Annotated in this window: 12 protein-coding genes; 3 read left to right on the top strand and 9 right to left on the bottom strand. The window is 70.4% G+C overall.

Annotation, left to right across the window (positions count from 1 at the left end):
• Positions 1-72: 72 nt before the first annotated feature.
• Genes metX through Pme01_RS13875 form a run of 3 tightly spaced genes read left to right on the top strand, consistent with a single transcriptional unit; the run spans position 73 to position 3,128 of the window.
• On the top strand, positions 73-1,323 hold the full coding sequence (gene metX / locus Pme01_RS13865) for a homoserine O-acetyltransferase MetX (RefSeq protein ID WP_168116799.1): 1,251 nt from the start codon (positions 73-75) through the stop codon (positions 1,321-1,323).
• The gene (locus Pme01_RS13870) at positions 1,316-2,641 is read left to right on the top strand and encodes an O-acetylhomoserine aminocarboxypropyltransferase/cysteine synthase family protein (RefSeq protein ID WP_168116842.1); all 1,326 of its coding nucleotides are present in this window, start codon (positions 1,316-1,318) and stop codon (positions 2,639-2,641) included. Before metX ends, Pme01_RS13870 begins: the two co-directional genes overlap by 8 nt.
• Positions 2,642-2,645: 4 nt before the next feature.
• Positions 2,646-3,128 carry a CoA-binding protein gene (locus Pme01_RS13875; protein ID WP_168116798.1) on the top strand — a complete coding sequence of 161 codons (483 nt, stop codon included), beginning with the start codon at positions 2,646-2,648 and terminating at the stop codon, positions 3,126-3,128.
• 28 nt (positions 3,129-3,156) lie between these two features.
• Here Pme01_RS13875 and Pme01_RS13880 read toward each other — a convergent pair whose 3' ends face one another.
• The 9 genes from Pme01_RS13880 to Pme01_RS31770 all read right to left on the bottom strand — a co-directional run bounded on the left by Pme01_RS13880 (position 3,157) and on the right by Pme01_RS31770 (position 12,292).
• Positions 3,157-4,176, bottom strand: coding sequence for an LLM class flavin-dependent oxidoreductase (locus Pme01_RS13880; RefSeq protein ID WP_168116797.1), 1,020 nt, complete (start codon positions 4,174-4,176; stop codon positions 3,157-3,159).
• A gap of 4 nt (positions 4,177-4,180) precedes the next feature.
• Complete coding sequence (locus Pme01_RS13885; protein WP_168116796.1) at positions 4,181-4,636, bottom strand: RrF2 family transcriptional regulator; 456 nt, start codon at positions 4,634-4,636, stop codon at positions 4,181-4,183.
• Between the two features lie 279 nt (positions 4,637-4,915).
• Complete coding sequence (locus tag Pme01_RS13890) at positions 4,916-6,061, bottom strand: NADH:flavin oxidoreductase (RefSeq protein WP_168116795.1); 1,146 nt, start codon at positions 6,059-6,061, stop codon at positions 4,916-4,918.
• 90 nt (positions 6,062-6,151) lie between these two features.
• Positions 6,152-6,976, bottom strand: a complete 825-nt coding sequence (locus Pme01_RS13895) for a DUF1684 domain-containing protein (protein WP_168116794.1) — start codon at positions 6,974-6,976, stop codon at positions 6,152-6,154.
• A gap of 19 nt (positions 6,977-6,995) precedes the next feature.
• The gene (locus Pme01_RS13900; RefSeq protein ID WP_239088222.1) at positions 6,996-8,612 is read right to left on the bottom strand and encodes a dipeptide ABC transporter ATP-binding protein; all 1,617 of its coding nucleotides are present in this window, start codon (positions 8,610-8,612) and stop codon (positions 6,996-6,998) included.
• Positions 8,609-9,520 carry an ABC transporter permease gene (locus tag Pme01_RS13905; RefSeq protein ID WP_203935612.1) on the bottom strand — a complete coding sequence of 304 codons (912 nt, stop codon included), beginning with the start codon at positions 9,518-9,520 and terminating at the stop codon, positions 8,609-8,611. Before Pme01_RS13905 ends, Pme01_RS13900 begins: the two co-directional genes overlap by 4 nt.
• Positions 9,517-10,470: an ABC transporter permease gene (locus Pme01_RS13910; protein ID WP_168116792.1), complete on the bottom strand. Its 954-nt coding sequence runs from the start codon at positions 10,468-10,470 to the stop codon at positions 9,517-9,519. Before Pme01_RS13910 ends, Pme01_RS13905 begins: the two co-directional genes overlap by 4 nt.
• A gap of 28 nt (positions 10,471-10,498) precedes the next feature.
• Positions 10,499-12,100 (bottom strand): ABC transporter substrate-binding protein, encoded by a 1,602-nt coding sequence (locus tag Pme01_RS13915; protein WP_168116791.1) that lies wholly within the window; start codon positions 12,098-12,100, stop codon positions 10,499-10,501.
• Between the two features lie 102 nt (positions 12,101-12,202).
• Positions 12,203-12,292: a putative leader peptide gene (locus tag Pme01_RS31770; protein ID WP_373315489.1), complete on the bottom strand. Its 90-nt coding sequence runs from the start codon at positions 12,290-12,292 to the stop codon at positions 12,203-12,205.
• Positions 12,293-12,481 lie beyond the last annotated feature (189 nt).

Raw genomic sequence — 12,481 nt, forward strand, 5'->3', positions numbered from 1 at the left:
CCCTTCGTGCGAATTTCTGTATATCCTACCGGATAGATCGACAATACCGTGACGGGGGATCCAGGACTAGCTATGCTCGCGCCCATACCGCCAACTTCGACACTGCCGGCCGGCTCGGTCGGCAGTGTCGAGACGCAGTACGTCGACCTGCCGGCGCCGGTGAGGCTCGACTGCGGACGCGAGTTGCCGTCGGTCCGCGTGGCGTACGAGACCTATGGCACTCTCTCGCCCGAGCGCGACAACGTCGTCCTGGTCTGCCATGCGCTCAGCGGCGACGCCCACGCGGCGGGCGTGTCGCCGACGTCGCCGGAGGCGAGCACTCGCGACGGGTTCGCGGCCGAGCGCCGAGACGGCTCGGCCGGCAAGGGGCTCGGCTGGTGGGACGGGATGATCGGGCCCGGCAAGGCCTTCGACACCGACCGCTTCTTCGTCATATCCACGAACGTGCTCGGCGGCTGTCGCGGGACGACCGGGCCGTCCTCGATCGACCCGGCCACCGGCAAGCCGTACGGGTCGAACTTTCCCGTCGTCACCGTGGCGGACATGGTGCGCTGCCAGCGGGCGTTCCTGGACGTGCTCGGCATCGAGCGGCTCGCGGCCGTGGCTGGTGGCTCGCTCGGTGGGATGCAGGCGCTGGAGTGGGCGGTCCTGTTTCCTGACCAGGTTGATGCTGTTGTTGCGATCGCCACCACGCACGCTCTCCATCCGCAGGGCGTCGCCTGGAACGCGATCGCGCGGGAGGCGATCACCCGCGATCCTGCCTGGCAAGGCGGCCACTACTACGACACGGGCCGGGCGCCGGATGCCGGCGTGGGTGTGGCAAGGATGGTTGGCCACATCACCTACCTGTCCGCGCCCGCGTTGACGGAGAAGTTCGGCCGGCGGCTGCAGAACGCCCGCGATATCCGGTACACGATCGGCGAACCGGAGTTCGAGGTCGAAAGTTACCTGCGCCACCAGGCCGGCTCGTTCGTCAGGCGCTTCGACGCCAACACGTACCTGTACCTGTCGCGCGCACTGACGTACTTCGACCTCGCGCGGCAGCACGGCAGCGGGTCGCTCGTACGGGCGCTGGAAGGCGTTTCAGCGCGGACACTGCTGATCGCGTTCAGTTCTGACTGGCTGTACCCCGCGTCCGCATCGCAGGAGATCACCGACGCGCTTCGCGCGCTCAGCAAACCGGTCGAGTTCCACCTCATCGATGCGCCGTACGGCCACGACTGCTTCCTGCTGGAGGAAGCGCAGCAGATCCCCATCGTCCGCCGATTCCTTGCCGACGGTAGTGCGGCGAGCGACCTCGAACAGAGAGGCCTTTGTGACTGACAAGCCGCGCGCCGAGGAACCCCGCGCGTTCGGGTTCGAGACACGCCAGCTCCACGCCGGGCAACGACCCGATCCGAACACGGGGGCGCGTGCGGTGCCGATCTTCCAGACGACGAGCTACGTGTTCGAAGATCCCGAATCGGCCGCGGCGTACTTCAACCTGCAGGAGTACGGCAACACGTACTCGCGCATCATGAACCCGACAGTCGCCGTGTTCGAGGAGCGCGTGGCCAACCTCGAAGGCGGCTGCGGCGCGGTGGCCTTCGCCAGCGGGATCGCGGCGCAAGCGGCCGCGCTCTTCACCCTGCTGCAGCCGGGTGACCACGTCGTCGCGTCCGCGGCGCTCTACGGCGGGACGGTCAACCAGCTCAAGCACCTGCTGCGCAAGCTGAACGTCGAGCTGACCTGGGTCGATCCAGATGATCCGGGCGCGTGGCGGAAGGCGGTCCGCGCCGACACGAAGGCGTTCTTCGCCGAGACGATCGGCAACCCTGCCGGCAACGTGCTGGACATCGAGACCGTGGCGGCCATCGCGCACGAACATGAGCTGCCGCTCATCGTGGACAACACGTTCGCCACGCCGTACCTGTGCCGCCCGATCGAGTGGGGCGCCGACATCGTGATCCACTCGGCGACCAAGTTCATCGGTGGTCACGGCACCAGCATCGGCGGTGTTGTCGTCGAGGCCGGCACGTTCAACTGGTCCAACGGGCGCTTTCCCGTGGTCGCCGATCCCTCACCGGCCTACCACGGCCTGCAGTTCCACGAGACGTTCGGGACCTACGGCTACCTGATGAAGCTGCGCGCCGAGACCCTGCGCGATCTGGGCGGCGCGCTGGCCCCACTCAACGCGTTCCTGTTTCTGCAGGGGCTCGAAACGCTGTCGCTGCGGATGGAACGCCACGTCGCCAATGCGCTTGCGGTCGCGGCGTTCCTCGAGTCGCACCCGCTGGCATCGAACGTGACCTACGCCAGCCTGCCGAGCAGCAGGTACCGGCCGCTGGTGGACAAGTACCTGCCCCGTGGGGCAGGGGCGGTGTTCTCGTTCGACTGCGCGGGTGGCCGGGCCGGCGGGCAGGACCTGATCCGTGCCGTGACCCTCTGGTCCCACCTGGCCAACGTCGGCGACGCGAAGAGTCTGATCATCCACCCGGCCAGCACGACACACCGCCAGCTCAGCGACGGCGAACTCCGCGCGGCCGGCGTCGCGCCCGGGACCGTGCGGTTGTCGGTCGGCACCGAGTCGGTCGAGGATCTGATCTGGGATCTGGAGCGGGCTTTCGCAAACGTAGCGTCGACCGCGGGAAAGAGGTCGTGACCGCATGACCGATGTCGGGCAGTACCAGGACCCATCGACGATCCAGCGCGTGCTCCACACCGCGAAGACAATCGCGATCGTCGGCCTTTCGAACAACCCGCTGCGAGCGAGCTACTTCGTCGGGTACTACCTGAAGCGGCACGGCTACCAGGTGATCCCGGTCAATCCACGCGAGACCGACATCCTCGGCGAGAGGTCCTACCGGAGCCTTCTGGACGTGCCGGTACCGGTGGACGTTGTGAACGTGTTCCGTGCGCCGGACGCGCTGCCGGGCATCGCGCGGGAAGCGGTGGAGATCCACGCCGGCACCCTCTGGTGCCAGTTCGGTGTGATCAACGAAGAGGGCGCACGGATCGCTGAGGTCGGCGGCCTGACAGTGGTCATGGACCGGTGCCTCAAGATCGAACATGCCCGATACGTGGGCCGAATGCACTGGCTCGGCTTCAACACCCAGCGCATTACGTCGGTCCGTTCCGGGCTCCAGTAGCTGACCAACGGCGTGGTGACGCAACCTACTAATTCGCTGGATGCCAGCCGAGGGCCGGCCCGAGCTTCGTCGCGATGTCGGTGAGGATCTGGACGTAGTCCTCGCGCGCGAATGTGAACGGCAGCGCGAACGCGACCTCGTCGATCTCGCGGAACGCGGCGTGCGCGTGAAGTCGCTCGGCGATCTCCTCGGCGGGGCCGACGAGGTCCGGTGAGAACATCATCCGGGCGGGTCCCTGCGGCGTGGCGGTCCGCGGTGTGCGCATGCGCGCGTAATCGGCGTACTTCGTGTGCTGCGCGGCGGTGGCGCTGTCGGTGGGGATCACCACGAGCCCTTGGGAGACCCGGGCGCGGTCGCCGTCCGGGTGGTGCGCGCGGAAAGCCCGGACATGCGACAGCTGGATCTGCTCGAAGTCTTGCGACTCCTCGGCCTTGACCACGCTGCTGGTCAGGAAGTTCATGCCGTGCGCACCGGCCCAGCGGGCGGAGGCGAGGCTTGCGCCGCCGTACCACATCCGCTGCGCCAGGCCGGGGGAGTGCGGCTCGACCCGGCGCGAAAACTCCTCGAAGCCTTCCGTGCCCTGGAACTCCGTGGCGGGGATGCCGCGGACGAACTCGAGCAGCCGCCGTACCCGGTCGTAGCTAAAGTCCTCGCGGTCCGCGGTGTCCGGATACAGAGCCTGTTTGACCTGCTCGTACCGCATCGGCGGCCCGACGCTGACCCCGGGATTGAGCCGGCCGCCGGACAGGATGTCCACAGTGGCCAGGTCTTCGGCCAGCCGCAGCGGGTTCTCCCAGCCCAGTGGGATGACCGCGGTGCCCAGCTCGATGCGGCTGGTGCGCTGCGACGCGGCCGCCAGGACGGCGACCGGTGAGGAGATGCCGTACTGCAGGTGGCGGTGCCGAACCCAGGCGCTGTCGAAGCCGAGTTGCTCGCCGAATTGGATGATGTCGAGGGTGGACTTGTGCCCCTCGAGCGGCGCGGCCGGGTCGAACAGGCCGATGGTGAGGAAGCCCAACTTCCGCAGGGGTCGCCCGGGTGACGGCACGGCGTCAGCGGGGTTGCCAGGCGCCGGGGGCGGAGGCCAGATGCCGCACCCGGACGGGGAGTTGGCCGGTGGCGACCTGGGCGATGGTGACCTCGTCGAGCAGGTCACGCATCGCGGAGCGCACCGCGATCCACAGTTGTTGCAGGTGCGCGGCGTTGCCGCCGTAGCTGACCTCTTCCGGGCGCTTGCCGCGCACCTCGGCGAGGGGACCGTCCACGGCACGCAGGACCGCGGCGACCGACATCTGCGCCGGGTCACGCGCCAGTCGGTACCCGCCGTCGCGGCCGCGTACCGCCTGTATCAGGCCGGCCCGGCGCAGTTCGGCCAGGATGGTCTCGAGGAACTTCCGCGGCAGCTCCTGCTGGTCCGCCAGGGCCTGCGCGGACGTGGTGTTCGGGTAGGTGGCGGTGAGCGCGACGGCGGCGCGTAGCGCGTAGTCGCCCCGTGCTGTTACGTGCATCGGCATCCTCCTGACAGCGTTGTCATGGGAACGGCCTCGGCGAGGCGACCTCAGGAGGATCTACCCATTAAACCTATATGTCAAGCAGGGTATCGTCGATCGGGTCGCCACGCCCGACCGGGTCATCGCCGGCAAGGCGTACACGTCCAAGGCCAACCAGGCCTACCTGCGTCGCCGCGGGATCAAGGCCACCAGGTACGACAAGCTCGCCGTCCGATACGAGGCAGCCTCCACATCACCGCTGTCAACGAATGGCTGTAACCGACTTCGAGACAGGCGCTAGGTGAGGCGGGTTTCGTCGGCCTTGTCGTACGGCCGGATCTCGGTCAGCCGTCCGTCGCGCACTTTGGTGGGCCAGGCTGGTTCGGAGAGCAGGGCGCGGCCCAGGCCGACGAGGTCGAACTCGCCCCGGTCGAACAGTTCCAGCAAGGGCGCGAGGCTGGGCGTCGGCGCCGGTTGCTCACCTTCCCCGCGGAAGGCCTGCGCGACGCCGACGGAGCCGATCGCGATGACCGGCAGCCCGGTGAGCTTCTTCGTCCAGCCGGCCAGGGTCAGTGGCGAGCCGTCGAAGGCCGGCAGCCAGTACCGGCGGGTCGAGACGTGGACGACCGAGACGCCGGCGTCGACCAGCGGGGTGAGTAGTTGCTCCAGTCCGCCGGGCGTGTCCGCGACGCGGGCGTCGAACTGGCCGCCCTTCCACTGTGAGTACCGGTAGAGCACGGGGAACTCGGCTCCCACCTCCGCGCGGATCGCGGCCACCACCTCGGCGCCCAGGCGGGCCCGGCTGGCCGGGCTGCCGCCGTAATCGTCGGTACGGCGGTTCGTGCGCGGCCAGAAGAACTGGTCCAACAGGTACCCATGGGCCCCGTGCAGTTCCACGCCGTCGAAGCCGGCGAGCCGCGCGTCACGGGCGGCGCGGACGAACGACGCCACGACCGCGTCGAGGTCGGCTGCCGACGCGGGCTCGCCCACGCTCGTGCCGTCGGCGCGTACTCCCGACGGGCTGAGCACCGGCGCGTGCGGGTACGGCGGCGTACCGGCGGTACGGGTGGCGCCGAGGTGCCACAACTGCGGCACGATATGTCCGCCCGCGGCGTGTACCGCCCGAGCGACGGCGCTCCAGCCGGCGAGCGCGTCCGCACCGAAGAAGCGCGGGACCCGGTCGCTGGACCCGGCCGACGGGTGGTCGATGTAGGTCCCCTCGGTAATGATGAGCCCGACGTGTGCGGCCCTCCGCGCGTAGTAGGCGGCGACGTCCGCGCTGGGCACCCCGCCGGGCGAGAACTGGCGGGTCATCGGCGCCATCACGAAGCGGTTGGACAGCTCGCCGCCACCCAGCGGGTACGGGCTGAACAGTGGTGCCGGATCCGTGTCCGCGCTGAGGCTGGCGCCATCCACGGGGGTGTCGTTTGTCCTGGTCGGCATTCCTGTCCTATCCGATCTGGGGACGCGCTGTCCGGGTTCGGCGCGTGCGGGGCGGTCGCCGCCCAGCTCGCCCCGCGCGCATCGCGTTCGTCAGTGCTCAGGGCGCGCGACAGGCGTTTGTTCGCCGGCCTCGATCGCCACGGGCAGCCGGTTCTCGGCCGGCGGGAGCGGGCAGGTGGCGAACTCGGTGTACGCGCACGGCAGGTTCACCGCCCGGTTGAAGTCCAGCGTCACGGTACCGTCCGGGGCGGGCGCGGAGACCTGGAGCGACCGGTTGGCCGGGTAGGTCGTCACGCCCGACGTGGCGTCCGTGAACAGGACGTTCAGGGTGCCCGGCGTGTGCCCGTTGAACGCGGTCAGGCTCAGCGCGGTGCCGTCCACCTCGAACTCGATCCGGCCGGGTGCGTCGTACACATGCTCAATGCCCTCGGCGACGGCGCCGACGGTGGTGGGTACGGGCTTGTCGAACGGCACGTACCGACCCGTGACCGCCCAGTGGGGGTCGGCCGGATACGCGGGGGTGCCCGCGTAGTTGACCCGCACGGGGTGGTCGGGGTGGCGGGGTCGCACGATGTCGAAGCCGCCGCGCTTGGCGACCTCGATGACCGCGTCGCCCCAGCCCGCCTTCACGTCGGTACGCTCGGCCAGCGGGCCGAACGAGTGCCGGCCACGTACGGTGTGGCCGTCGATCGTCAGCTCCTCGCCCTCGTCAAGGTCCACGACGACGCCGTCGGGGCCGGTCGACCAGGCGCCGGGGGCGTCGGGGAAGCGCTGCGGCTCCCCGGTCAGCCAGTGCAGGCCGCTGATCGCGAGGAAGCCGTGCCTGTCGGCGCGGGCCTTCTCGTGTGCCTCGTGCCAGGCGTCCCAGTCGGCCCGGAACGTGTCCTGGTTAATGGTGGTCTCCTGGATGGTCATGACCGTCTCCTTCGCGACGTCACAGCGGTGTGGCCCGACGCCCCGGAATGGCGTCGAGCAGCTCTCGGGTGTACTCGTGGCGCGGGCTGTCGAACAGCTGTGCGGCGGTGGCGGTCTCGACGATCCGGCCGTCCTTCATGACGGCGACCCGGTCGGCGATCTGGCGCACCACGGCGAGGTCGTGAGAGATGAACAGGTACGCCACGCCGGTGTCCGCCTGCAGTTGCGCGAGCAGCCGCAGCACCTGGTCCTGCACCGACACGTCCAGCGCGGACACCGGCTCGTCGCACACGACGAGGTCGGGGCTCAGCGCCAGGGAACGCGCGATCGCCACCCGTTGGCGCTGCCCGCCCGACAGCTGCGCCGGGCGCCGGTCGAGCGCCGACGACGGCAGCGCCACCCGGTCGACGAGGTCGCGTGCGCGGGCGAGCCGCGACGCCCGGTCCCCGACGCCGAACGCGCGCAGCGGCTCGGTGACGATCTTCGCGACGGTGAACCGCGGGTCCAGCGAGGCGTACGGGTTCTGATAGATGAGCTGCGCCCGCCGACGCAGCGCCCGCAGGGCCGGGCCGCGCGCATGGGTCACGTCCGCGCCGGCGAAGGTGATGCGTCCGGCGGTCGGCTCCGTGAGCCGCAGCACGAGCCTCGCGGTCGTCGACTTGCCGGAGCCGGACTCGCCGACCAGCGCGAACGTCTCGCCGCGGCGGATGTCGAAGCTCACCTCGTCCACAGCGCGTACGGTGCGGGACCCGCCGTTGACGCGGGGCAGCGGGAACTCCTTCGACACGCCCTCGACGGTCACCAACGCCGCGCCGTCGGGTAGGTGCTTCGGCGCGACCCGGTCCGTGACGGACAGGCTGGGCGCCGCCGCGAGCAGCCCGCGCGTGTACGGGTGGCGGGGCACGTCGAGCACCGTGCGGGTCGGTCCGGCCTCGACGGCGCGGCCCTGGGACATGACGACCACCCGGTGCGCGCGATCGGCGGCGATGCCGAGGTCGTGCGTGATGAGCAGCATGGCGGCGCCGGACTCGCGTACCAGGGCGTCGAGGTGGTCGAGGATGCGCCGCTGCACGGTCACGTCCAGCGCGCTCGTCGGCTCGTCCGCGATGATCAGCCGGGGCCGCGCGGCGATCGCCACCGCGATGAGCGCCCGCTGGCGCATACCGCCCGACAGCTCGTACGGGTACTGCCGGGCCCGCACGGCGGGGTCGGGCAGCCCGGCCCGCTCCAGCAACTCCACCGCCTCGACCGTGGCGGAGCGCCGGTCGGCCAGCCCGTGCACGCGCAGCGCCTCGGCCACCTGGTCGCCGATGCGTGTGACCGGGTTCAGCGACACCGTTGGGTCCTGCGGCACCAATCCGATGCGGGCGCCGCGTACCGCGCGCAGCTCCCGGTCGGAGGCGCCGGCCAGTTCACGTCCCTCGAACCGGATCGACCCGCCGTCCACTCGGGCGTTGGGCGGCAGCAGGCCGATGACGGCGTGGGCGGTCGTACTCTTGCCCGACCCCGACTCGCCGACCACGGCGACGACCTCGCCGGGACGTACCGCAAGATCTAGGTTGTCGACCGCCGTGATGGCGCCGCCCCGCGTGCCGTAACTGACGCGCAGGCCGCGGATGTCCAGGAGTTCGCTCACCGGTGCCTCGCCCACTCGCCGTCCAGCGCCCGGGCGATCCGGTTGGTGGCCAGCACCGTGGCGGCCACCGTGAGGCCCGGCAGCGTGGACAGCCACCACGCGTTGGCGAGGTAGTTGCGGCCGCTGGAGATCAGTGTCCCCCATTCGGGGGCGGGCGGCGCTGCGCCGTAGCCCAGGAAGCTCAGCGACGACACCGCCAGCACGGCTGTGCCGACGTCCAGCGCGGCGAGCACCGCCACCGGGCCGATCGCGTTGGGCAGCACGTGCCGCAGCAGGACCGCGTACCAGCGGGCGCCCGACAAGCGCGCCGCCTCCACGTAGACGGCCTGCCGTACCCGCAGCACCTCGGCGCGCATGACGCGGGCGAAGCTCGCCACGCTCGCGATGCCGACCGCCACGGCCACCTTCACCGTGCCGTAACCGAGCGCGGTGACCAGCGCCAACGACAGGAACAGGGCCGGGATCGCCAGCAGCACGTCGACCAGGCGCATGAGTGCGTCCTCGACCCAGCGTCCCACGAAACCGGCGACCAGGCCGACCGCGCCGCCGACGGCGAACGCCACGGCCACCGCGATCAGCGTCGCCTTCAGCGACAGCGCCGCGCCGTGCACGACGCGGGCGAGCACGTCACGACCCAGCTCGTCGGTGCCGAACGGGTGTGCGCCGCCCGGCGCGCGGAAGCGCTCGGCCGGCACCCCGAGCAGCGGGTCGCGCCCCGTGAACAGGTGCGGCCAGAACGCCGCCAAAAAAACCAGAACCACCACGAGTACGGACAGGACGAGTCCGGGCCGGCGGACCAGGAAGCGGATCAGGCGCGCCCGTGGGGCACGGTCCGCGTGGCCGTCGGGCCGGGAGAGGTGCTCCGCGGCCGGGTCACGCTCCAGCGGGCCGGCGATCAGCTGCGTCATGCGGGACTCCTCCGGCCGGCCGCCACGATCCGTGGGTCCAGCAGCGGATAGATCAGGTCAACGGCCAGGTTCACCAGGACGAACGCGGCGGCGCCGAACACGACGACGCCCTGCACGAGGGGGATGTCCTGCACCGTCACCGCGTTCACGGTCGCGCGGCCCAGGCCGTTGCGGGAGAACACCGACTCGACGACCACGGACCCGGCCAGCAGGTTGCCCACGACCAGGCCGACGACGGTGAGCGCGGGCAGCGCGGCATTGCGCAACGCGTGACGCAGGTGGATGCGCGCCGGACCGGCGCCCTTGGCCCGCGCCGTCTCGACGTACGGCTCGTCCAGGGCGGTGAGCAGGCTCTTCGCCAGCACCTGCGCGATCAGCGCGCTGGTCGGGACGGCGAGGGTCAGCGCGGGCAGGACCAGCCCGCGAAGCCCGTCGTTGCCGAACGCGGGCAGCAGCCGCAGCCGGAACGACAGCAGCTGCACGAGGATGAGGCCGACCCAGAACGTCGGCAGGGAGACGCCGAGGCCGGGCAGCGACAGCAGCGCCTGGCGCAGCCACCGCCGCGGCGTGTACGTGGCGTAGCTCGCCAGGCCGGCACCGAACACGACGGCCAGCAGAAGAGCGGCGGCCGTGAGCGCCAATGTCGGCGGCAGGGCCTCGGCGATCACCGTGGTGACCGGCCGTCCGGTGGCGACCGAGTGGCCGAAGTCCCCGCGCGCGGCCCGGCCGAGGTACTCCAGGTACTGCAGCCAGACCGGCTGGTCGAACCCGTACTCGTGGCGCATCCGGGCCAGCACGGCCGGGTCGAGCGGTGCCTGGTCCAGCCCCCCGCCGGCCATGGCGGAGACGGGGTCGCCGGGCAGGAGATCGAGCACCAGGAACGACACGGTGTACGCGGCCCACAGGACCGCCACCGCCTGGGCGAGTCGCCGGAGGACATAGCGACGCATGGTGCTCTCCTTCCTGCCCGGTACCCGGTCAGCTCTTCCAGGTGTCGTGCAGCTGGATGCGGCTCGACGCCTCGAAGGTGAGGTCGTGCACGTTGCGCCTGACGCCGAGTTCGGTGGTGAGCTCGACGACCGGGACGACGTACGCGTTGCTGACGATGAGGTCCTGCGCCTGCTTGACCAGCTCCTGGCGCTTGGTGGCGTCGGTCGTGGCCGCCTGGTCGGTGAGCACGCGGTCCAGGTCGCTGGGCGCGAGCCGGTACGGGTTGGCCAGCTGGGTGGAGTACAGGGTGCGCAGGATGTCCGGATCGGCGCGGGTCAGGTTGCCCCAGAGGGCGTCGAAGTCGCCGGACTGTTGTACCTGGGTGATCTGCGCGATCTGCAGCTGCTTGAGGGTGACCTCGACACCGACGGCCTTGAGCTGCTGCTGGATGAGTTCCAGCGTGGGTTGGTTGGTGGCGGCGTTGGCGAACCAGGTGATCGCGAACGACAGCCGCGTACCGCCCTTGGCTCGGATGCCGTCGGCGCCCGGCACCCACCCGGCGGCGTCCAGCAGCGACTTCGCCTTGGCGGCGTCGAACGCGAGCGTCGCGTACAGGTCGGAGTAGGAGGGCGTGGTGTGCGCGAGCACGCTGGTGGCCGGCTTGCTGCCCGTCGGGAATATGGTCTCCACGATCTGCTGGCGGTCGATGGCCACCTGCAGGGCCCGGCGTACCGCGGCGTCCTTGAACAGCGGGCGCGAGTTGTTGAGGCCGAGGTTGAACACCACGCCCGGGTTCGCGCGCGTCTGCAGGCGCATGCCGCCGGCCTTGAGCGCGCTCTCGTCGGCGAGCCCGACCGCGCCGATCGCGTCGACCTGACCGGACTGCAGGCTGCCGCTGCGCACGCCGGCCTCGGCGATGACGGTGAAGACCAGCTTGTCCAGGTACGCTTCGCCGCTCTTCTTCCACAACGACGAACCCCAGCGGTACCCCGACCGCCGGCTCAGCGTGATCGACTGGTTCGGCACGTACTTGTCGAGCATGAACGGTCCCGAGCCGACGATGCCCTCGGTGCAGCGCTGGTCGGGTGCCTTGTTAGCGCTCGCGCTGGACACCAGGCCCAGCGAGAACGTGGAGCTGGCCTGCAGGAACTGCGCGTTGGACTGGATGAAGGACACCTCGGCCGTCGAGTCGTCGACCACCTTCGTGCCGGCGTACCCGCTCAGGTATCCGACGGCGAGGGCGGCCTTCGGGCCGAGCTTCGTCGCGGCGTCGAAGGTGTCCTTGACGGCCTGTGCGTTGACCGGCGTGCCGTCGGAGAATGTGGCGCCGGAGCGCAGGTGGAACGTGAACGTCCTGGCGTCGGCGCTGATCTCCCATTTCTCCGCGAGCCAGGGCACGATCGTGCCGGTCGCGGGGTCCTGGTCGGTGAGCGAGTCGACGACCTGGCGTAGCGAGTAGATGGTGTCGTTGCTGCCCACCTGTTGCGGGTCCAGGCAACCGGCGTCGGAGCCGACCGCGAAGGTGAGTGTGCCGCCCGACCTCGGGCCGCCGGTCGCGCCGGTGTCGCCGCTCGAGCCGCAGGCGGACAGCGCCAGGGCGGCGGTGGCGAGCGCTGCGGCAGCGGCGCCGGGACTCCATCGTGGACGCATAGAGGGACTTCTCCTGTCGGCAGGGGTATCGCGAGCAAGGCGCGGCGCAGCGTCGGACCGCCCGCCGTGGCGGGCTCCCCGGTGGTATGCGGGAGAAACTGTCTACCGAGGACAGACCGCGCTGGTCACGCGCTGCAGATCGATGTGGCGCCGGGAGAACAGTGCGGGGTGGCGACGGCGCGTGTGCGACATGTCGCCTCCCTCCGACGGGATCGCGGCGTCCCGCGTCGGTAAGGGCCGACCTGCGGGATCGGTAATAACGATCTCAGGCCCTCAGGCTAGCCACGTCAGGCTGATCGGTCAATCCCTATGGTTCAGGTAGGTATTTTTCCATCGCCATGGCATCCTGCTCATGGCGATGGAAAGTCCACTTTTCCCATA

The organism is Planosporangium mesophilum (assembly GCF_016863255.1).
Taxonomy (GTDB): Bacteria; Actinomycetota; Actinomycetes; order Mycobacteriales; family Micromonosporaceae; genus Planosporangium; species Planosporangium mesophilum.

What these genes read in the sequence shown, in the direction of transcription:
- Pme01_RS13875 (WP_168116798.1), top strand. Translation starts at nt 2,646, where the DNA reads ATGACCGATGTCGGGCAGTACCAGGACCCATCGACGATCCAGCGCGTG.
- Pme01_RS13895 (WP_168116794.1), bottom strand. Translation starts at nt 6,976, where the DNA reads ATGACCATCCAGGAGACCACCATTAACCAGGACACGTTCCGGGCCGAC.
- Pme01_RS13910 (WP_168116792.1), bottom strand. Translation starts at nt 10,470, where the DNA reads ATGCGTCGCTATGTCCTCCGGCGACTCGCCCAGGCGGTGGCGGTCCTG.
- Pme01_RS13890 (WP_168116795.1), bottom strand. Translation starts at nt 6,061, where the DNA reads ATGCCGACCAGGACAAACGACACCCCCGTGGATGGCGCCAGCCTCAGC.
- Pme01_RS31770 (WP_373315489.1), bottom strand. Translation starts at nt 12,292, where the DNA reads ATGTCGCACACGCGCCGTCGCCACCCCGCACTGTTCTCCCGGCGCCAC.
- Pme01_RS13885 (WP_168116796.1), bottom strand. Translation starts at nt 4,636, where the DNA reads ATGCACGTAACAGCACGGGGCGACTACGCGCTACGCGCCGCCGTCGCG.
- metX (WP_168116799.1), top strand. Translation starts at nt 73, where the DNA reads ATGCTCGCGCCCATACCGCCAACTTCGACACTGCCGGCCGGCTCGGTC.
- Pme01_RS13915 (WP_168116791.1), bottom strand. Translation starts at nt 12,100, where the DNA reads ATGCGTCCACGATGGAGTCCCGGCGCCGCTGCCGCAGCGCTCGCCACC.
- Pme01_RS13905 (WP_203935612.1), bottom strand. Translation starts at nt 9,520, where the DNA reads ATGACGCAGCTGATCGCCGGCCCGCTGGAGCGTGACCCGGCCGCGGAG.